The sequence below is a fragment of the Streptomyces sp. NPDC001480 genome (genome assembly GCF_042894725.1).
Lineage (GTDB): Bacteria > Actinomycetota > Actinomycetes > Streptomycetales > Streptomycetaceae > Streptomyces.
Genome location: NZ_JBIAVX010000036.1, coordinates 1 through 19,269 on the forward strand (window position 1 = coordinate 1; position 19,269 = coordinate 19,269).

The following is a 19,269-nucleotide window of genomic DNA, read 5'->3' on the forward strand; positions in this document are numbered from 1 at the left end:
CGGACTGTTGCCGCCGGGGAGTGACGCCGACAGGCAGGCCGGACAGCCGGGATGACCGGCGCCGACCACCCGCGATCGCAGGGCCGAGGACCGCCAGATGCGGCCGCCGACCAGTGGAACCCTGCCGTCGGCTACGTCTGGCGGCTACATGATCGACGCGCCGCGGACCGACGCCGTTATCCGGTTCGACCCTGCGGAACGTTGACGCGAAAGAGGGTTCGCGCCCCAAGGTCGGCATGGGCAACACACAACGTGTGTAGGTGACTTCGGTCACATCCTGGAGGATGCGGTGGTCGCTCAGTTGTCATCTCGGCGGCCGACCGGAACTGCTCTGAGCTGCGCGAATACTGACTGTCGATGCTCGGGACGGAGCACAACAACCACGCTACACAACCGCCGGAAAAGTGTTCCCCCCGCGCGAGCCTGACGGGCTGTCGGGCCCCCTGAAGGCAGACGGGTGCTCGTGTCGGCTCTACCAGGACTGCGTACGCTTCTGCTCTGACCAACAGCGCGGTGAAACAAGGACATCCGGGCCGAGATCGACGCCGGACTGGTTGCCAAGAATCACCACCCGCGCCAACGGGACGTTGTCGGTCACCACGTAGTCCGATGCCCGTTCTCGACACCAGGAGGCCAAAAAGCAGTGACCCCCCGCGCCAACGGGGGGCCACCTACGTAGTCCGACAGCCCGCCACTCGACTCGTGCTCCTGCCAGAAGCCGACATCAAGATTGGATCGAAGCCATCAGCGCTGGAATCGAGACTAAGGGGCTGCACGCCCTGAAGTCACACAGGGGGACTCCATTGCGTCTCTTCCCCCACAGGATGCTCTCTGCCGTCGTCCCCTTCGGCGGTGACCGGTGATGCTCACGCTCCTCGTCGGCCTCGCGTTCGGCGGAGCTGCGGTCTACGTGGCCTACCGAGACCAGAAGCTGGGGGCAGCCATAGTGGTCGGCCTCACCGTGGTGACTGTCTTCTTGCTCCTCATGGAGAAGGACCCATCCGCGGCCACACCGCAGACGGTGGCCCCGTCGACACCCATGACGACGCCGCCGCCCCCCGGGCAGTCGGGACCGTCCGCTCCGTAGGAAGCCCTGCCCATGCGCGTGCCAGGTCCACGGGCACGCGCGCGGCAGCCCGGGGCTCGTGCCCGTCGTGAGTGCCGGGCGCAGAGGCGGCCCCGGGTGTTCTCGGGCCATGACGTCCCGGGGCCGCGCCTCACCGGCCGGTGCAACCGGGTGAGAGGCGCGGTCGTGACCTGCACGGGGAGGCAGGCTCAAGACCGCCACGCTGCACTAGTGTGACCCGCCCAACGAGCACAGCCGGGGCAACGGCACGGCCGCGTCAGCACACGGCAGTCGGCCGGCGGGCCGTGCACATTCGAGGACAGCCGGGCTGCGCCCCCGTGGCCATGGCAGCGATGGCTGCGCATCACCCGTCGGACAGCGATTGCGCACCACCCACCGCCACCGGGTTCCGGCTGCGCAGTCGTCGACGCGATTGCCCAGCGGCTGCGCAACGCTGTGACCTGCGGTGGTCGGGGCTGTGGTCGGGGTCCCGAGGCTCGTGGTGGGACTGGTGGTCGGGTGGTGCGCATCGCTGTACGGGCGGTGTGGCAGTGCGCAACCGCTGCGCGGTGATTGGTGCGCAGCGATTGCGCAGGGCGCCTAGGGCTACCGGGACTGACTCCAAGGGACGCGCCGGTCGGGGTCCTGGACAGGCCGCCACACGGGTGCGGAGGGGCCACCACGGAGCAGGTCGACCAGGGGCGTGGCCAGGACGGGGACGTTGCGCAGGAAGCCGGAGAGCGCCAGTTCCGAGGCGGCCGCGCGCAGGGCGCGGATGCGTGTCTCGATGCCGGTGGGGCCGGTGCCGTCCAGGACGAACAGCAGCCGCGGGAAGAGGGGATAGCGGCGCCTCCAGTCCTCTTCCGGGAGCTGTTGCCCGGCGGCCGGCCTCGGGCGTCCGGGCGGGGGTGCGGGGACGTAGTCGTGGAGGCGGGCGTAGGCGGTGAGTTTCGCGGCCAGGCGTTCGGGTCCCATGGTGGCCCGGTCGACTTCGACGAAGGCCCGCAGCATCGATCCGCCGTCCTCGCAGGTGCGGTAGTACAGCAGGGCGTCGGGGATGACGGCCTCGCCGCTGCCGAGGGGGTGGTGGACCTCGGGGATCCAGTCCAGCGGCCGGCAGGTGTCACCGCGGCGGCGGGCATCCTGCAGGAAGGCAAGGCCGGTCTCCGTCACCGTCAGGGCATGCCCTGCCCGGAGCCGGGCCGCGGTGCGGTCCGCGATCAGCCGCGGCGGCCGCCGCCCGCGCAGTTCGGGCCACTCGGAGGCGACGTCCACGCCGTACGGGGTGGCGAACCACACCCGGGTGCGGCCGGCCTGCGGCAGGGTGACGCGGTCGATAAGCCCCTCGTCGCGCAGCTTGGACAGGCGGCGCCGGGTCTGCTCGATCCGCACCTCCGGTGCGATCACCAGATGCATCTGCTCGGTCGTCGCCATCCGGTATCGCGCCAGTACGGCCAGCGCCAGCCGGTCCCCGCCGCCGGCATCCACGTTCAGCATCGCCACCGTCGCTCCTTCGCGTACGGTGCAGCGCCGGTCTTGTCCGGCCGCTGCGCGTACCTCCCAGGCCAGCAGTCGGCCCCGACCGGACCACCGACCGTGATGGCCCGACCAGCGTCACGATGCGATAACCCCGCCCCCGACCACGCCCGCAACCCCACCGGGGACCCCGTCGACAACCCCGCCGACAACTGTCCGCACTCCTCCGGAACCTGACGACGTATCCGCAGTTCACCACGCCTTTCAGCCGTGGTCGGGTAGGCCGACATCCCCCTCTGCACCCCCACAACGGCCCCACCCAAGAAGAAAGAGGAAAAGGGGAGGGCGGACGTGGTGTCGTGTGGTGGAGCGGCCGAGGGATCGTGCGGCCCTCAAGGAGTGTTGCGCGTCGGCGGGGCTCCGCGCTCAGCGCCTGACGAGTCGGCGCGCCAGGAGGACCTGAGCGCCGGCCGGGCGCAGCGTCGGGAGCAGACGTCAGCCGTCCTTGTCCTGGCCGTGCTCGTAGAGGGTGCGGGTCTTGGTCACGGCGCGCTGCCAGCTGCGCTCGTTGTCGCAGCATTCGGCTGGGTCGACCTGGGTGCGCGTCGCCAGCTGGGACATGGTGAGCGCTCGCCCCAAGATGCTCAGCGGTCGATCGGCTCTGCTCCTGGTGTCCTCGGCAGCGGGGTGCTGCGCTGTCCAGGCTTTGGCCGGGACTGTCTGCGTCTGTTACTCACTTTCCGAGTGACGGCTCTCATCCGCTCCAGGCCCGTTCGGCGAGGGTGAGCTCGTCTTGCTCGGTCTGCGCTTTCGGTGACTGCTTGGCCGGGTGTTGTGGGCCTCGTCGTGTATGAGTGGGACTCGCGCACAGTATCGGGCTGGGCGGTTCGGTGGTGTGCGGGTGCGGGTGCGGGTGGGGGTGGAGGGCTTCGAAAAAATTTTTCGTGGTGTGAGGCAACGGTCTGGACGACTCATGGACTCCTTTTGACATCTAGGGAGGTGCCCATGGGGGATCACAGACCGGTCCGAAGCGAGGACTTCCAGGACTTCGTCGTCGGTCGCTGGCCGCGGCTGATGCGCACGGCATTTCTCCTCACGGGGGAGCAGCATGCCGCGGAGGACCTGGTCCAGTCGACGCTGGAGCAGGTCTTCGTGGCCTGGCGCAGGGTTGGCTCGGCCGACGATCCGGAGGCGTATGTACGGCGTGTGATGATCAACGCGCATGCACGCAGACACAGAAGGCGGCTGAAGGAGTTCCTGGCGCCCAGGGACGTTTCGGGGCTGGTGCGCGAGGTGCCTGGCACGGGTGACCGGATCACGCAGGCCGACGACCGCGACATGTTGCTGGCGGCGCTGGCTCAACTGCCGGTGCGGCAGCGGCAGGCGGTGGTCCTCAGGTACTGGGAGGACCTGACGGAGACGCAGGCGGCGGCGGCGATGGGCTGCTCGGTCGGCACCGTCAAGAGCAGTGCGGCAAAGGGGATCGCCAAACTCCGTGCCGCACCGGGACTGGCCGAGACGGTGACACACGGAGGGCGTAAGTGATGGACGAGGACCGGGAGAGGTACGACATGACACAGACGGACATCGCTTTCCTCCTCGCGGACACCGCCGACAGCGTCGCGATCGGTACAGCCCCGGTGGAGGCGGTGATGCGAGGAGGCCGGCGTCGCAAAGCACGCCGCTGGGCAGTGGCGGCGGCCACGGCGGTGATGCTGGCGGGGGCGACGGTGACGACGTTGGCATATGCCGGGCTGACTGGTGGGCATGGGGAGCGCGGGGCGCCCGCGGCCACGCGGCCTGCGCCGCAGACGCGGGAGGTGGGTGTGCCGGAGTGGGCGGATCTGAGCGGCGGCAAGTACGAGGGAAAGGCGTGGCAAGTCGGCGTTCAGGTGTGGCCCGCCCCGCACAACGAGAGTGAGGCTGCTGCTCAGTGGGACGCGATGGGCAACTTCGGGTACCAGCCTGAAAGCGTCACCCGCTACACCGATCTCATCGGCAAGACCTCAGTCTCGGCGATCCTTGCCGACAAGGAAGGCCGAGGGAAACAGGTGCTGTTCAACAAGCTCCCTCCAGCCACGGGCATGCAGGCCGGCCTCACCCCCTTGGCTCAGGTGCGGACCCCCTTCACACTGGTGATCGGCGAAGCGGCCAAGTCCGCCAAGGAGATCACCTGCCATTGGAAGGACGGCAACAGCTCGGTGGCACGCAGAGGCGAAGAGACCTACTCGATCGACGCCCCGAATGCGGCGCTCCGACCTGCCGCTGCATACCCCGGTGCCAACTGGTTCGTGTGCGCAGCGCCGAAAGGTACGGATTTTGAGTCTGTGGAGGTGACGAAGTAGCAGCCGTTCACCCCGGGCCTGCCCGCACTCCGTCACGCCCGTCGACAGCTACAGCGTCCGCGCCGCCCGGCCCTCCGCTACGGCTGTTATCGAAAGTATTTTCTAGGAGATCGTCAGGCTGCCCGGCTACGGTGCGGGCATGGTGAATTTCGTGCTGGTTGCAGGTGCACGGCTCGGGGCGTGGGCGTGGGGCGAGGTTGTGCCGTATCTGCGTGCTGCTGGCCACGGCGTCTATCCGTTGACGCTGTCCGGTCTTGCTGACAAGCGGGGTGTACCGGCGGGGCAAGCGACTCACGTCCAGGACATCGTTGCCGAGGTAGAACGCCAGGGCCTGCGTGACGTAGTCCTGGTGGGTCACAGCTATTCGGGCATCCCGGTAGGTCAGGCCGCGGAGCGGATCGGTGACCGACTGGCCCGCGTGGTATTCGTCGACTCAAGTGTTCCAACTGACGGCGAGTCGTTTGTCTCCGCCTGGCCGGACGGCGGGGCGGCAGTGGAGGCATCGATCGCCGAGAACGGAGGGTTTTGGCCGCTCGCGCCAGCCGCTCACTTTGACGGCGAAGGTCTCACCGATGAGCAGATCGCACGCCTCGTGCGTGGCTCGACGCCTCACCCAGGTGCCACGCTGACCGAGCCCGCTGTGCTGGCGGGGCCGCTCGGTGAACTGCCGGCGACGTACATCCTGTGCGTGATGCCGGGGGCCGAGCCCGACGACGCCGAGCCCGACGAAGATGTGGCTGAGCTGCTGAACAGCAAGTGCTGGCGGCTGGTCAAGATGGACACCGGGCATTGGCCGATGTTCTCCCAGCCGCGCGAGCTGGCGCAGATTCTCCTCAATGCTGCCGTGGAGTGAGAGCACCTCCATGCCTGCCGGGCTGGTTTTGGGCGCGCTTGTGTGCTGGTCACAGCCATTCGCCGATGGCCGCTATGAGGACAGTCGCCTCATAGCGGACCGCTAGCCTGTCGTATCGCGTGGCGACGGCGCGGTACCTCTTCAGGCGGTTGATCCCACACTCGACCGCGTGGCGCTCACGGTAGTCGACTGGGTCGAACTTCGGCGGCCGGCCGCCGCGAGAGCCGCGCTGCTTGCGGTGACGCGCCTGGTCGGCCTTGTTCCGGGATGGTGCAGCGGATCCCCCGGCGACGCAGGTAAGCGCGGTTCTTACGCGAGCCCCTTATCCGCTGAAAGTGCCCTGCACGCACGAGTACTTGTCGGTGATGCCCTACACGGTGACACCGTCGCAGAGCGGCACGCCGAGGCAGTTCTCGCTGGCCGTCTTGTATGGACTGTCCCAGCACGCTGCCTGGGAACGGAACATCGCTGCGGCCCGGCAGTACCACGCACGCGAAGGCCACCTGCGGGTCCCGCGCCAGCACGTCGAGACCGTGGTGGTACGCCGTCGGCGCGCCGAATGGGACTGCAAGTTTCCTGGCCACGTCCCGTCGCCACCGACACCAATTCAGACTGGGGTCGTCGGCTCGCCGATCAGTGACCATGCGACCCGGCACATGACTGACGACCAGTGGCGCCGTGCCCTGGACAAGTACGCCCAGCCCCAACCCGAACGGTTCTGGCCTCTCCGAGGAGGCCTCCACGAGCTCGCCCGGACACTGTGCAGCCGCGCGCAACAGGAACCCGACCGCTTCACCGACTTCGCCTTCACTCTCGGCCCGGGCTCACCAGCCGCCTACCTCTGCGCGATCGTGGAGGCGGTTGCGCCCCATCCGGATGCCGACCGCTGGGAACGACTGGCCCTCCACACCCACCAGACGCTCGGCTCCGAGGTAGCGCCCACGATCTGCCTCACCCCGCGAGCGGGCGGGATTTGCGGGCGGGTGCCACGGTGGCGTGTGGACGACGACGAGCGGATACACCATCACACGGCGCACTCTCGCCATCGCCCGCTTGATCGGGTCAGCGTCGACGGTGAGTGAACGGCTGTACGATGTGTGCCGGGGTGGGTATATGAGCATGCAGGTCAGACAGGTGAAAGTGTGGTTCCGTGAGCCTGTCGAAGGCATGTATCAGGGAAGGCCGACACCCATCGAAATCCGCACTTGTGATGAATGCGGACGAGTCCGTGCCAACAGCTGGCATCAGTGCGCTGAGGTACGCAATCGCACCAAGTGTCCATGCGGGCACAAGCGGAGCACCCCGCAGAAGCAGCAAATGCTCTTCATCGACCGCCTGGAGCCCCTGCTCCCCGCAGTCCCGCTGGAAGAGGTCGTCCTGTGGCACCTGCCCATGGGGTCGTCCGGCGCGCAGCTGGGCGACAACTACGGGACAGTCGGACGTGCGCCCGGAAGCGACCGATGGAAATACCACAGCCTGGGCAGCTTCCCCCTTGGCGACGAGACTCCGACCTGGGTGTACCTGATCGCCTTCCCGGACTGGCACGGGGAACGATTCGTCAAAATCGGCATTGGCCTCAATCAGCGGGTGCGCACCCACCAGAACCGAGGTGGCATCGTCCTGCAGAAGGTCAAGGTGCCACGTTGGCAGGCCCGGGTGGTGGAACGACTGGTGCTGCAGCAGTACCCGCGGCAGTCTCCGCACGTCCCGCTGCCGCAGGGCGGCGACACCGAGTGCTTGGTTTGGGAGGCGGGCAGCAAGATCCAGCTTTCCGCGCTGGCCCGTATGACTAGTGGGTTCAAGCATGAGAGCGCACAGGTGTTCCCTGACCCCGAGCAGCTCGTCAGTAGTGGTGGTGTCGAGGGTTCGACGGACTTGCCACCGACGGCGACGCCAAACGACTCGGCGACCTCTTCGGCCTGAAAACGAAGGTGGCCTAGCGCAGCACCCAAGCCCTTGAGCGCCCGTCCTTCGCCTGCCCATGGAGGACCCGTAGCGAGAGAGCAACTCACGAACAGACTCAAGGAAGAGCCGGCGCGGCACCTCTGGTCCCGATGAGGTTCACACCACCCGTATGAGGCGATCGGCCCCGACCGTCTGCTGCGAGTCTCTTTCTCGGATCTCCTCCGGTGCGGGGCGGTGGCTTCGAGGGCGAGGCGACAACTGTCCCGTAGGCGAGACGGCGTGCCTGTTTTCCGTTGTGTGCATGACCTGCGGAGGCCGGGGTAGCCGCGCCGTCGTCGGCCCGTGGCAGGCCGGCAGCGTGCGGCGATAGGGGAGGGAAGCATCATGGCGACAGTGACTGCGGCGAAGACGGACACGAAGGTAAGTGGTCTGCCGGAGGTCGCCGACCCCTCCCAGGTAGCGCCCAAGGACGCTCGGCAGCTGACGCGCCTGTTCTTCGACCAGCTCGCGGTCCTCGAGGAGGGCACGCCCGAGTACCAGTACGCGCGCAACACGCTGATCGAGATGAACATGTCCCTGGTGCGCTTCGCGGCCGGCCGGTTCCGCAGCCGCGGGCCGGAGGAGATGGAGGACATCGTCCAGGTCGGCATGATCGGACTGATCAAGGCCATCGACCGGTTCGAGCTCACGCGGGAGGTGGAGTTCACCTCCTTCGCCATCCCCTACATCGTCGGCGAGATCAAGCGGTTCTTCCGCGACACCACCTGGGCCGTCCACGTGCCGCGCCGCCTGCAGGAGGCCCGCGTCCAGCTCGCCCGCGCCACCGAAGAGCTCCGCAGCCGCCTGGACCGCGACCCGACGGTGAAGGAACTGTCGGAGCTGATGAGCCTGTCCGAGGACGAAGTCCGTGAGGCCCGCCTGGCCTCCAACGGCTACAACTCCTCCTCCCTGGACGCCGCCATCAGCAGCAGCGAGGACGGCGAGACGGCCCTGGCGGACTTCATCGGCACCGACGACCGGTCCCTGGAACTCGTGGAAGACTTCCACGCCCTCGCTCCGATGATCGCCGCACTCGACGAACGCGAGCGGCAGATCATCCACATGCGCTTCGTGGAAGAACTCACCCAGGCCCAGATCGGCGAACGCCTCGGCGTCTCCCAGATGCACGTCTCCCGACTCCTCTCCCGCTGCCTGACCCGGCTGCGCGAAGGCATGCTCACCACCCGCTGACAGCCGGACCGCCCCGCGGCCGGTAAGCCGGCCACTGAGTGAACCGATGCCGCGCACCCGAGGCCGCGGCGCGCACCGACGATGCCCGGCATCTATTCCACCGAGTGGAGCCCACCCGCCGGGAGTGGACGACATCGACGGGGACGATGCCGCGCATCCACCCGGTGCACACTCACCGCGTTCCTCCTTGACCACGGCTCACGACTCTGTTGGCCAATTCCACTGTGGTCGTACGCGGCCCGGTGTCGTTGATCCGATCGTCCGGCGATGTTGCCGGGGGCGGACAGCGTCGGGGAGGCGTGAGTGTCGCTGCGTACGAGCGGGCCGGGCCGGGTTCCAGAGAGGACACGGAGGATCGCCGAGGCCGCCTTGCCTCAGGGCAGCCTGCCGATCAGGGTGCGTGATGCGCTTGGCGAGCTGTTCCGTGACGAGGACTTCGCTGACCTGTTCCCGCAGCGGGGTCGACCGGCCCTGTCTCCGGCGGTTCTCTCCCTGGTGTCAATCCTGCAGTTCGCCGAGGGCCTGTCCGACCGCCAGGCCGCCCTGGCTGCCAGGGCACGTATCGACTGGAAGTACGCCCTCGGCCCGGAGCTCGAGGACCCAGGGTTCGACCATTCAGTGCTGAGCGAGTGGCGTGGCCAGGCGCGATCCTCGCTGGCACCGCTGCGGCGGGCGAGCCCCATGGCGGAGGCGAGGCGTTTCCCGCGGCCGGTCGCCCGGCCTGTCAGCAGGCCCCCGCCGATGGGCGTGGCGGGCCGTCGGGGTTCTCCACCGCGGTGTGGCGGGCGGTCTCCTGGTGGGACGGTCTACCGGCGGCCCATGCGGACAGGGGTACGGTCGCGGCTCCGGCCAGCACGAACACCCCGGCCAGCAGCACCCACCCGGTCGCTCCGATGCCGACCACGAGCGGCACGACGACCAGGGGTGCGAGGACACTGGCGGCGGCCGTGCCGATGCTTGCCACCGACTGGTATTCGCCCGCGGCGTCCTCGGGCATCAGGGCGACCGACAGACCCCAGAAGGCCGCCACGAAGATCACCTCCGCCGCCGCGTGGACGCAGCCGGCGGCCAGTGCGACCAGCATGGCCACGCGGCCGTGGACGACGCCGGTGAGCGCGAACAGGAGGCAGGCGACGCCGAGAACGACGGCGGACGACAGGACCTTGCGCGTGGCGGTCCGGCGGGAGTTGTCCGCGCGTGCCGCCCTGGCCTGCAGGAGGGCGACCAGGACACCGTTCAGTACGACGAGGGCGCCGGCCGTCCACGGCGGCACGTCGGTGTGATGCGTCATCCACAGGGGCACTCCGGTGGACAGCAGCGACCAGCCCAGGGTCAGCACACCGCCGGCCACGGCGATGCTGACGAAGGGCACGTCCCTCAGGACGCGTGTGTTCCGGTGCGCGCTGTCACGGGCCGGGGGCACGGTCGGGGGCAGGCGCAGCAGTATGACGGCGTAGAGGATGTTGGTGGTGAAGTTCGCCAGGATGAGGACGACGAAGGCGGGCAGCGAGCCCAAGGCGAGGACGACACCGCCCAGGGCACCGCCGAGGGTGAAGCCGACGGAGCGTGCCGCCTGCTGCTTGCCGAGTTCCGCGACACGTTCACGGCGGCGGGCCAGTCCCATGACGTAGACCTGGAAGACACCCACACGTGCCTTGTCGCAGGCGTTGGCCACCAGGGCCACGGGCAGGAACGTCCAGAAGTTCCTGACGCCGAGGAAGGCGGCCAGGGCGATACCGCTGACGAGGGTGAGAGCGACCAGGATGCGCCGGGGCCCGAGCCGGTCCGCCAGACGTCCCAGGGGGACGCCGATGAGAAGTGCCAGGGCGCCCCCAGCGGTCGCACCGACGGCGAACTCGGAGGCGCTCAGCCCACCGAACCGGGTGAGGTAGATCGTCCACACCGTGAGCCAGGCGCCGTCACCGGCTGCGGTGATCGCCTGACCGGCCGCCAGGACGCGCAGCGGCGACGTCGGGCCTCCACGGCGGTTCGTCGTCGCCGTCGGTCGTGTGCGCATCCGGGATGTCTCCTGTTCACCTCCCGTCATGTGCGTCCGGCCTGGGCAGACCCGCGAGCAGGTCGTCCAAATGCAACTCGTGTGCCCCGGTGATGCCGGAGCAGTCCCACGGGAGGTCCACACGGGGCGGCCTATCACGGTCGTAGAGGTAGGTGACGTGCAGCTTCCCCGCCGGATCGATGGTGATAGCGGGATGTTCGCACAGGAAGTCGCGTACCTCCGGGGTGTCCCGACGAGGGATCAGCACGAGGCGCTTGCGGGCGAAGTGGGTGCGCGGTACGACTATCCGCGGGCGGAACTTGCGCTTGAAGGCGTACAGGCCCTCGCTGATGAACGGCCGTGACCCCGACAGTTCTGCGTGGGCGATGCCCTCCTCGATCGCCCACCGCATGACCAGGTGGTAGAGGACGAGCTGTGCCCCGTCCCGGTAATGCACCGGATCGCCTTCGAGGACGCCGGCGAGCCGTATCACGAGCACGTCCCCTTCGAGACGGCACAGCACACCGGCGATTCGCTCGTCCGCCCTGCGGAGGAAGAACAGCATCCCGCGGCGAAACAGCGCGTGTTCCGCCACGTCACGCCGCTCGCTGCGCACCCAGCCGCCGTGCCGGGCGGCCATGGTGGGGACGTGCATCCGGTCGTAGAAGAAGCCGAAGTCCTGTGCCTGCTTGGCCAGTTCCAGGTTCCAGTCGTGTTTTCGGATGCCCCGCCGGATGTTCTCGCGGTCCTTGTCTGTCCTGCTCGCGGCCGTTCTCAGGTCGTGGCGGTGCGGTCGGATACGAGGCTGGCGATGGCGCGGTAGGTGTCGGGAAGGCGGTCGCGACGGTGGGTCCAGCGCGTCAGTTGCTTCCACCGCTTGTGATCGGCAAGGGCGTGCTCGACGGTGATGCGGTCGGATGAGTGCCCGTGGCGGTCGCGTTCCCACTGTTGGACTCTGCTGGGCAGTGCTCCGGGCCGTGGTTTTCTTGGCGGTGTGATCGCTTGCCCGCGGTGGTCGCGGCTCAGGCCGAGGTAGCCGTCGTCCAGGAGGACCTCGATGTCGGGGAAGTGTTGGAAGCAGACGTCGATGCCTTCGTTGCGGGCGGCCGTGGCATCATGCATACGCCCAGGCCGCAGGGAGTCGGTCCATAAGGTGCGGCCGCGCCAGTCGGCGATGACGGTGGCCTTCATGGTGTTCTGTTTCTTCTTGCCGGAAACGAATGCGCGCCGTCCGCCGCGGCCGGCCGGAGGTCGGCGGACCTGGATCTCGGTGGCGTCCAGCCGCAGCTCGACGCCTTCGGCCTGGGCGTAGGCGAACACGTCGGCCAGAGTCAGTAATCGCAGGCCGGGGCGGTCGGGGACCGCGCATCCCCGCTCGGCCAGGAGCGTACGTATCTCGGCGATCGCACGGGTGACGGTGGAGCGGTCGACACCGAACAGCAGCCCCAGCACCGAGTGCGGCAGGTCGTGCCGCAGGTGGATCAGCGTGGCCACCAGCCGGTCGACGAAGACCAGCTGGTGACGGGCGCCAGCTCCTGCGGCCCGCTTCCTGGCCCCACCTCGTGCAGCATGGCGACGGCCCTCGACCCCGGCTTGCCACGGCACCGCCAACTCCTCGGCCAGGAGCGCGAGATGCCGTCGAGAGATCCCCGTGAACTGCGGATGCGCCAACACCGCCCGATTGACCATGATCGCCACACCCGGATCATGCCACCAGCCAGGAAAGACGCCTCACCCGCTATCACGCACCAACTCGTAACTGCAGTGGTCGACGGCGAGTTGGTGGTCGTGCGGGCCCGCGCATCGGCGGAGCGGGCTGCATGTCCCGCCTGCGGGACGGCGTCGGGCCGGGTGCACAGCCGATACGTGCGCCGCCTTGCCGATACTGCGGTCGCCGGGCATCCCGTGGTGATCAAGTTACAGGTACGGCGGTTCCGCTGCCGTGACCGCGCCTGCCGGCAGGCCACGTTCGTCGAGCAGGTCGACGGACTCACGTTCCGGCATGGTAGGCGAAGCTTCGGGCTGCAGACGGTGCTGCAACAGGTAGGGGTGATGCTGGCTGGCCGGGCCGGCGCCCGCTTGGCGAACACGCTCGCGGTCCGGGCTAGCCGGTCGACGCTCCTGCGGTTGATACGCCGTCTGCCGGAGCCCCAAGTGCACACGCCACGGGTGCTCGGGGTGGACGAGTTCGCTCTGCGCAAGGGACACAATTACGGCACGATCCTGGTGGACATCGACACGCGCCGTCCCATCGATCTGCTTCCCGACCGGGCCACGGCGACGGTGGCCGCCTGGCTCTCCGACCACCCCGGCATCGAGGTGATCTGCCGTGACCGGTCCACCGCATACGCCGAAGCCGGACGACTCGGCGCCCCGGAGGCGATTCACGTCGCCGACCGGTGGGACATCTGGAAAAACCTGGCGGAGGCCGTCGAGAAGACGGTCATCCAGCACCGCGCCCTACTGCGCGAGCCGGAGAACACTGCGCCGGTCCGCGCCGCCGAGCCCTTGGACAGCCTAGAGTCTGCGCAGCCTTCCCCGCATGAACCACGACAGTCGGGCCGTCTGTCCGATCGGGTGCGGGAGCAGCACGCGGCCGTCCACGCCCTGCGGGATGAGGGGCTCGGCCTGCGGCCGATCGCCCGCCGACTGGGCCCGGCCCACAACACCGTCCGCCGCCTCGCCAATGCGGCCACCGCGGACGAGCTCCTGGTCGGACGGTGGACCGGCCGGACCAGCATCCTCGACCCCTACAAACCCCACCTCCATCAGCGGTGGGCGGAGGGCTGCACCGTGGCCCGCCGACTGTTCGAGGAAGTCCGCGAGCGCGGCTATCCCGGCGGCGAGAGCGTGGTGAAAAGGTACGTCCAACGGCTACGCGAAGCCTTCCCGCACGACGATCCGCCCCGCAATGCGCCGTCCGTGCGCGACGTGACCAGCTGGATCACCCGCCGCCCCGACCGGCTCGACGACGACCAGGCCCAGCAGCTCAAGCAGATTCTCACCCGCTGCCCCGCCCTCGACCGAACCGCCGAACATGTCCGCACCTTCGTCGAGTTGATGAATGATCGCCGGGGCCGCGACCTCGGTCAATGGATAGAACGCGTGCAGGCTGACAACCTGCCCACCCTGCACGGCTTTGTCACCGGCCTCGGCCAGGACCTCGACGCCGTCGTCGCCGGGCTCAGCCTCAGCTACAGCTCCGGCGCCGTCGAGGGCCACAACAACAAGATCAAGATGATCAAGCGGCAGATGTTCGGGCGCGCCAACTTCGACCTGCTCCGCAAGCGAATCCTCTTCGCGGCGTGAGGTCGTTCGTGATCGCGCTTGTGGTGACCCTCCGTGGCTCCGGCACTGAAAGTGCTCCAGAACCACTTTTCAGCCGTCGCCGACAGTCGGTACGGCCTCGATGTACCAGAGGCCGCCTTCCTCGTCAGCATGGCGGAAGTGGTGTCGCAGGGTGGCGCCCTCGTCGAGTGCTCGGTAGTACGCCGTGGTCTTTGTCGCGATGCGCTCTCGTGGCTGAACGGTGAGTGGTGGGTTGGGGACGGTGCAATCGCTGGCACTCACGACAGCCACCGAAGGATCTCAGATCAGACCACGGCGAGCAGGACCACCAGCAGCACCAGGCCAGCCGCCGCCGGGCCGAGGATCTCGTACGCCCAGCGTACCTGCGGCTGGCCCTGGCCCTCCTTGGTCATGGCACCTGCTTCCTGGAGCGCACGCAGGCTCTCCATGGCCCTGTCGGCCCTCGGCCGCAGACGTTCTGCCTCCGCATTCGGCCGGTCGGGCCGTCCCGCATCGAAGAGTCCGCGGCGGTCCAGGACGGGGCCACCCGGATTCAGCGAAGACTCAACCATCCTGACCCGCTCGCGGCTGGCTCGCTTCACGCCACGCGCGGAGACCGGGATGGCCCACAACTGGTATTTAGTGCCGGTCTGGTCGAAGACCTCATTGGAGTGACCAGCCCGCAGACGGGAGACGGCGCCCCAGGGCAGTGTGATGGTGCGGATTGGGTTGCGGATGCGCAGCCGGTGGTCGTTGGCGAAGACCGCAGGCCGCAAGGTGAAGGCGATCAGCAGCGGAATCAGCAGCAGCAGCCACGACAGTGCTTTCCAGGGCACGCCACCCTTGGCGCTGACGACCGCGCTGAGCCCAAGCCCCAGGACGACGGTAAGGAGTACTGCTCCTGTGGCGATGCCGGCGGGGGACCGGAAGACAAAGTCGGTGGAAGCCGGCTGTGGGGCGCGGAGTGGTGACTGCGGGTCCGATGTCGACATGTGTGCGATTGTGTCTGAGACGGGCACACCCCGAACAGCAGTGCGCCCGCCAAGTTCGGTAACGAAAAGGCAACCACAGCGACTGCGGGGCATGGAAGTTGCCAAAGAACCGCGGCTCACACCGTAACCTTGGCTTTTAACCCTGGCGTGAGACGAGACGGGCAAGTGACTCTGTGGGCCAGCAGAGCCATTCGAGAAGAGGATTGGTGACCACGAACCAGTGGATGCTGATCCAGCCCTGCTTCTTGTCCAGGATCGGTGGGGCCTGGTCCCGGTAGACGTAGCGGTGGTATCGGTGGCGGATCGGCGTTCCGGCGATCAGCAGGACCGGTGAGGAGATGAGGATGGCCACCGGGACCAGTGCTCTCGCGATGGTGAGCTTCGCTTTCTCCTCATATCGCATGCGTTCAGTGTGCTGACGCCTATGCCACTTGTCAGCCTGTCCTGCGGGGTTTGGTACCGACCTTGTGGTGGTTGGGGCGACTGTAGGCCTCACCGGTGGCGAGGACGCGTCCCACCTCGTGCCGGGCGGCCAAGTGACGGTTCTTGGAACCAGGTGGTCGGCCAGGGCCGGGCTTGGACGGTTTCGGTGCACTGGCTGGGGAGCCGGTCTTCGTGCGCAGGTTCCTGAACCCCCTGCGGACGCGGGAGTGGGTCAGCTTGTTCGGCGGGGCCGGCTTCTCCCAGGGGCGCCGGAGATCTGTGGCCAGTGGCCGGGCGAGTCGGAGCTGGGCATAAGCAGCGATCACCAGCCAGGTCCACCGGTCGGCCGCCTCCGAGCTGCGAAGCCGGGGCTTTGTCCACCCGAGTGTCTGCTTGAACAGGCGGAAGGTGTGTTCCAGGTCGAAGCGGCGGAGGAAGGACTGCCAGCAGCGGTCGACATCCGCTGCGGTGGCGCCGGTGCCTGACCACCACAGCCAGACCGGCTTGTTCACCCCGCCGCTGGGCAGTTTCTCCACCACAAGGCGGATGACGGTGCCCTCGATGACGGGCAGTGGCCCGTCGTGGTCGAGCCATGCGGCCCGGCAGGTCAGCCGCGGGTGCAGCCGGTCCCACCCCTGCGCGGTCGCCTTCCCATAGAGCCGAGTGTCCGTAATCGTGATGGCCTGCTCGTTGCCCCAGGTTGTGGGGTCGCCGAAGACGAACTCGCCGCCGTGCTTGGGCGGCCGGCCGCCCTTGGGGTTGGCCAGGTGGATCTCTTTGCGGGAGGGTGTCGGACGCCGCATCACCCGGTCCGAACGGAGTCGGCCGAGGATTTCGACGGGCAGGTCACCCAGCAGGTGAGCGATGCGCGGGGCGTCGTATCCGGCGTCCAGCACAACCAGGACCTCCGGGTCACCCGGCTGCCACTGGCCAGCAGCGAGCAGGCGCTCGACGACCTCGCGGATCTGCACCGCGGTCACCGCGGCAACGTCGGCGGCGGGCTCCAGACGGACCGCGTCCAGTACCGCCGTCCAAGACGTACGGCCGGTCTCGAGTGCGGCCACCACCGAGTACGGCCAGCCAGGCACCATCTGATGCTTGCCCTCGCCCCGGCCGAAGGTATGGCAAAAGGCCCGGTCAGCACACGTGTTAGCGTCCGGTCGCAGCCACGGCGAGACATCCACCGCCAGCACGAGCCGACCATCCGCCGCCCTCGGCAACCGCACCCCGACCAGAGCACGACGCAATCGGGCGACATCGATCCGGCCCTGGTTGAGTCCGCCGTACAGAGCCCCGTGCCCACGGCGGTGTTCGGGCGCGAGCGCGAGATCAACCAGCGTCCGCACCGGCCCCTCCGTGCACAGCAGCGCGTCACATAACTCGAACAACGCATCGCCCCGCACGGTCAGACACGCGTACAGCTCCGACCGGAAGTGTGACACTTCCGCGAACGCATCCGGCAGGACGCCTTGATGCATCAAACTCACGACCACGGCCTTCGCGCTGATCCACTCTGTGACGGAGCACAGGATCAGACGAAGGCCGCCTACACGTCCGCCGAACTGCGAAAAAGCTGATCAAGTTCGAGCCGCGTTCGACGCCGGATGTTAAATGACAAGCTCACTCCTCCGGCGACATGTGTGACGGGGTCGGTGTGGTTGTGGCAGGTTGCCGTAGCAGTTGTTCGATGAGGCGTTCCTTGGCCAGGGCGAGGTGGCGCCGGTAGGTGCCGTAGGGCACCCCAAGCCGTCGGGCGGCGGCCCTGTGGGTGCGGGAGGCGGTGATATAGGTGGCGGTGAGTGCCTCGTGGGCTTTGACGCCCGCGGGGTCGGTCTGGATCGCGTCGAGGGCGGTGATGATGGCGCCGCGCAGGTCCGCGGCCGGGTCCGGTGAGCCCGGCGGCACGAGGTGGGAGTGCAGCAGGACGCTGGTGGCGAATTCCCGGGGGGTGTGCCAGGTGCGCAGCGCCTCGAGCACGCCTTCCGCAAACGCCGCGTGCGGCGGCCGGTCACCCGGACCACTCGCGGCGGCAGCAGCGGGCCATGTCGTCACGGGCGTGACCGCGGTGCGAGCCCGGTGTTGCACCCACTGTTCCATCGTCTGCCGTCGCCAGTCCCGGCCGAAGATGTGCTGTGGCCGCCCGCCGACGTCCACGGCCACGAGCTGCGGCATCCCGGCCTCGGCGAGGTAGCGCCCCCACCGGTCGGCATCTTCGAAGACGGTGAAGGTCACCGCGCGTCCGCGGGTGCGCATCTCCTCGCCGATGGCACGCCGGCTGATGAGCTCCATCAGGGGCGAGGGCCGCTGGTTCCCGCCGGGTTGCACCGCGAATCGGCGGATACCCAGGTGCTCGCCGGGCCCCAGAGGAGCGGCCGCCTCCACGAGGTCCCAGACTGCTGCGATCACCAAATCCGCGGAGCGGTCCTCCGGCAGCGGTGCGTCCAGCCGCAGGATGGCCATGAACGATGCGGGTGCGTGGGAACCCGCGTAGCGGTGGACGCGGAAGGCCTCCGGCTGGCGGCGCACCCAGTGCGCGACCGCTGCCGCCGATGCCGGGCCCTCCTCCTCCGCCATGCGCAGCACGCCGGGCACGTCGCCGGGCCGCAGCGGAGTGTCTTCGATGTGCGGGTGTGTCCGGTAGTTGTACAGATCGTCGGGGCCGCCCTGATTACGGAAGAGGAACATCCACTCCGCGACCCGCGTCAGTGCGTCGTCTTCGGCGGCGGAGCGCACGGCTTGCAGGCCGGCGAGGGAGATGCGGACGCGGACGTCGTCGTAGCGCTCGGGGTCACGCCAGCGCAGATCGGCCGCGAGGGTGGAGCGCACCGCGTCGTGCGGGTGCAGTCCTTCGGGGGTGGCCTTGATGTAGGGCAGTTGGCGCAGCCAGGAGAACACCGTGTCGGTGTCCTCGGCACCCAGCACCGCGCGCAGCAGGGGCTCGCGGGTGACGTAGGCCTGTGCCACCACCTCGAGGGCGCGCCGGTGGACGGCGCTGGGCAGGTCGCCCACGAGCCGTTCGACCAGCGTCGTCAGGACGTCGCCGGTCGGTTCCCACGGTGCGCCGGGGGTCGCGGCGGACACGGAGGCGGCCAGTGAGAGGGCGAGCGGACTGCCTCCGGCGAAGGCGACGTAGGCGCCGCGCTGTTCGGCGGGGACACCCCGGGCGGCGAGCAGGGCGTGGGACTGGGCGGCGTCCAGCGGCCGCACGGCCAGCGCGGTGAACAGCTGCGCCCACCCTGGGTCCAGCGACCATTCGGGGTCGGGGGCGACCCTGCCGGCCACGATCACGACCGCATGGTCGGCGAGCCGCAGCAGGAAGGTCTCGCGCAGCCACGCCTCGAGGGGCTGACACTGCTCGAAGGTGTCGATGAGCAGCACCGCGCCGGATTCGGCGCACGCCGGGGCCGCGGCCTCCTCCAGCCGGCGCGGATCGGCGTCGAGGAACCGCCCGTCCACGTGCACCACGCGACGGCCGGCGAGGTCGGCATGCCGGGCGGCGTAGCGCAGCAGTGAGGACTTGCCGATGCCGCCGGGGCCGTGGAGGTAGGCCACGAGCGGAGCGTCCGCCGCGCCCGACAGCATCCGGTCGAGCAGCGCCCGCTCCGGCTCCCTGCCCACCAGTGCCTCGGCTCGTGCCGCGGCCAGTCGGCCCGCCAGTCCCGCCGCTTCCAATGCGCGCTCTTTTCCGGTGCTGT

Annotated in this window: 17 protein-coding genes and 1 pseudogene; 8 read left to right on the forward strand and 10 right to left on the reverse strand. The window is 68.7% G+C overall.

Annotated elements, in window-relative coordinates; translation table 11 throughout:
- Positions 1-1,672 precede the first annotated feature (1,672 nt).
- Positions 1,673-2,563, reverse strand: a complete 891-nt coding sequence (locus tag ACFY01_RS44035; RefSeq protein WP_390741410.1) for a replication-relaxation family protein — start codon at positions 2,561-2,563, stop codon at positions 1,673-1,675.
- A gap of 474 nt (positions 2,564-3,037) precedes the next feature.
- On the reverse strand, positions 3,038-3,163 hold the full coding sequence (locus tag ACFY01_RS44040; RefSeq protein WP_390741411.1) for a hypothetical protein: 126 nt from the start codon (positions 3,161-3,163) through the stop codon (positions 3,038-3,040).
- 384 nt (positions 3,164-3,547) lie between these two features.
- Here ACFY01_RS44040 and ACFY01_RS44045 point away from each other — a divergent pair, with 384 nt between their 5' ends.
- From ACFY01_RS44045 to ACFY01_RS44075, 7 genes and pseudogenes are all read left to right on the forward strand, one after another.
- On the forward strand, positions 3,548-4,087 hold the full coding sequence (locus ACFY01_RS44045; RefSeq protein WP_390741412.1) for a SigE family RNA polymerase sigma factor: 540 nt from the start codon (positions 3,548-3,550) through the stop codon (positions 4,085-4,087).
- Positions 4,087-4,887: a hypothetical protein gene (locus tag ACFY01_RS44050; RefSeq protein ID WP_390741449.1), complete on the forward strand. Its 801-nt coding sequence runs from the start codon at positions 4,087-4,089 to the stop codon at positions 4,885-4,887. The genes ACFY01_RS44045 and ACFY01_RS44050 overlap by 1 nt, the downstream gene beginning before the upstream one ends.
- Before the next feature lie 139 nt (positions 4,888-5,026).
- Positions 5,027-5,740, forward strand: a complete 714-nt coding sequence (locus ACFY01_RS44055) for an alpha/beta fold hydrolase (RefSeq protein WP_390741413.1) — start codon at positions 5,027-5,029, stop codon at positions 5,738-5,740.
- Between the two features lie 656 nt (positions 5,741-6,396).
- Positions 6,397-6,822 (forward strand): hypothetical protein, encoded by a 426-nt coding sequence (locus ACFY01_RS44060; RefSeq protein ID WP_390741414.1) that lies wholly within the window; start codon positions 6,397-6,399, stop codon positions 6,820-6,822.
- A gap of 235 nt (positions 6,823-7,057) precedes the next feature.
- Positions 7,058-7,663 (forward strand): hypothetical protein, encoded by a 606-nt coding sequence (locus ACFY01_RS44065; protein WP_390741415.1) that lies wholly within the window; start codon positions 7,058-7,060, stop codon positions 7,661-7,663.
- Positions 7,664-8,029: 366 nt separating this feature from the next.
- Positions 8,030-8,875, forward strand: coding sequence for an RNA polymerase sigma factor SigF (locus ACFY01_RS44070; RefSeq protein ID WP_390741416.1), 846 nt, complete (start codon positions 8,030-8,032; stop codon positions 8,873-8,875).
- 303 nt (positions 8,876-9,178) lie between these two features.
- A pseudogene (locus tag ACFY01_RS44075) lies at positions 9,179-9,511 on the forward strand (transposase); the annotation flags it as partial.
- 88 nt (positions 9,512-9,599) lie between these two features.
- Here the strand turns inward: ACFY01_RS44075 and ACFY01_RS44080 are convergent.
- From ACFY01_RS44080 to ACFY01_RS44090, 3 genes are read right to left on the reverse strand one after another with little or no spacing between them, the layout of a single operon-like run.
- The gene (locus tag ACFY01_RS44080) at positions 9,600-10,892 is read right to left on the reverse strand and encodes an MFS transporter (protein WP_390741417.1); all 1,293 of its coding nucleotides are present in this window, start codon (positions 10,890-10,892) and stop codon (positions 9,600-9,602) included.
- A gap of 16 nt (positions 10,893-10,908) precedes the next feature.
- Complete coding sequence (locus ACFY01_RS44085) at positions 10,909-11,745, reverse strand: GNAT family N-acetyltransferase (RefSeq protein WP_390741418.1); 837 nt, start codon at positions 11,743-11,745, stop codon at positions 10,909-10,911.
- Positions 11,646-12,560, reverse strand: a complete 915-nt coding sequence (locus tag ACFY01_RS44090) for a transposase family protein (RefSeq protein WP_390741450.1) — start codon at positions 12,558-12,560, stop codon at positions 11,646-11,648. The genes ACFY01_RS44085 and ACFY01_RS44090 overlap by 100 nt, the downstream gene beginning before the upstream one ends.
- A gap of 75 nt (positions 12,561-12,635) precedes the next feature.
- On the opposite strand from ACFY01_RS44090, the gene ACFY01_RS44095 reads away from it, so the two are divergent.
- Positions 12,636-14,180 carry an ISL3 family transposase gene (locus tag ACFY01_RS44095; protein ID WP_390741419.1) on the forward strand — a complete coding sequence of 515 codons (1,545 nt, stop codon included), beginning with the start codon at positions 12,636-12,638 and terminating at the stop codon, positions 14,178-14,180.
- 69 nt (positions 14,181-14,249) lie between these two features.
- Here the strand turns inward: ACFY01_RS44095 and ACFY01_RS44100 are convergent, their stop codons facing one another.
- The 5 genes from ACFY01_RS44100 to ACFY01_RS44120 form a co-directional block, all read right to left on the reverse strand.
- Complete coding sequence (locus ACFY01_RS44100; protein WP_390741420.1) at positions 14,250-14,441, reverse strand: hypothetical protein; 192 nt, start codon at positions 14,439-14,441, stop codon at positions 14,250-14,252.
- 23 nt (positions 14,442-14,464) lie between these two features.
- Entirely contained in the window at positions 14,465-15,151 is a 687-nt protein-coding gene (locus tag ACFY01_RS44105) for a PH domain-containing protein (RefSeq protein ID WP_390741421.1), read from the reverse strand.
- Positions 15,152-15,287: 136 nt separating this feature from the next.
- A complete protein-coding gene (locus tag ACFY01_RS44110) occupies positions 15,288-15,554 on the reverse strand; it encodes a hypothetical protein (RefSeq protein WP_390741422.1) in 267 nt (88 codons plus the stop codon).
- 31 nt (positions 15,555-15,585) lie between these two features.
- A complete protein-coding gene (locus tag ACFY01_RS44115) occupies positions 15,586-17,052 on the reverse strand; it encodes an NF041680 family putative transposase (protein WP_390741451.1) in 1,467 nt (488 codons plus the stop codon).
- A gap of 142 nt (positions 17,053-17,194) precedes the next feature.
- Complete coding sequence (locus ACFY01_RS44120) at positions 17,195-19,246, reverse strand: AAA family ATPase (RefSeq protein ID WP_390741423.1); 2,052 nt, start codon at positions 19,244-19,246, stop codon at positions 17,195-17,197.
- Positions 19,247-19,269: the final 23 nt, after the last annotated feature.

Coding starts and splice junctions, on each gene's coding strand:
- ACFY01_RS44035 (WP_390741410.1), bottom strand. CDS start 2,563: ATGCTGAACGTGGATGCCGGCGGCGGGGACCGGCTGGCGCTGGCCGTA.
- ACFY01_RS44040 (WP_390741411.1), bottom strand. CDS start 3,163: ATGTCCCAGCTGGCGACGCGCACCCAGGTCGACCCAGCCGAATGCTGC.
- ACFY01_RS44045 (WP_390741412.1), top strand. CDS start 3,548: ATGGGGGATCACAGACCGGTCCGAAGCGAGGACTTCCAGGACTTCGTC.
- ACFY01_RS44050 (WP_390741449.1), top strand. CDS start 4,087: ATGGACGAGGACCGGGAGAGGTACGACATGACACAGACGGACATCGCT.
- ACFY01_RS44055 (WP_390741413.1), top strand. CDS start 5,027: ATGGTGAATTTCGTGCTGGTTGCAGGTGCACGGCTCGGGGCGTGGGCG.
- ACFY01_RS44060 (WP_390741414.1), top strand. CDS start 6,397: ATGACTGACGACCAGTGGCGCCGTGCCCTGGACAAGTACGCCCAGCCC.
- ACFY01_RS44065 (WP_390741415.1), top strand. CDS start 7,058: ATGCTCTTCATCGACCGCCTGGAGCCCCTGCTCCCCGCAGTCCCGCTG.
- ACFY01_RS44070 (WP_390741416.1), top strand. CDS start 8,030: ATGGCGACAGTGACTGCGGCGAAGACGGACACGAAGGTAAGTGGTCTG.
- ACFY01_RS44080 (WP_390741417.1), bottom strand. CDS start 10,892: ATGCGCACACGACCGACGGCGACGACGAACCGCCGTGGAGGCCCGACG.
- ACFY01_RS44090 (WP_390741450.1), bottom strand. CDS start 12,560: ATGGTCAATCGGGCGGTGTTGGCGCATCCGCAGTTCACGGGGATCTCT.
- ACFY01_RS44105 (WP_390741421.1), bottom strand. CDS start 15,151: ATGTCGACATCGGACCCGCAGTCACCACTCCGCGCCCCACAGCCGGCT.
- ACFY01_RS44110 (WP_390741422.1), bottom strand. CDS start 15,554: ATGCGATATGAGGAGAAAGCGAAGCTCACCATCGCGAGAGCACTGGTC.
- ACFY01_RS44115 (WP_390741451.1), bottom strand. CDS start 17,052: ATGCATCAAGGCGTCCTGCCGGATGCGTTCGCGGAAGTGTCACACTTC.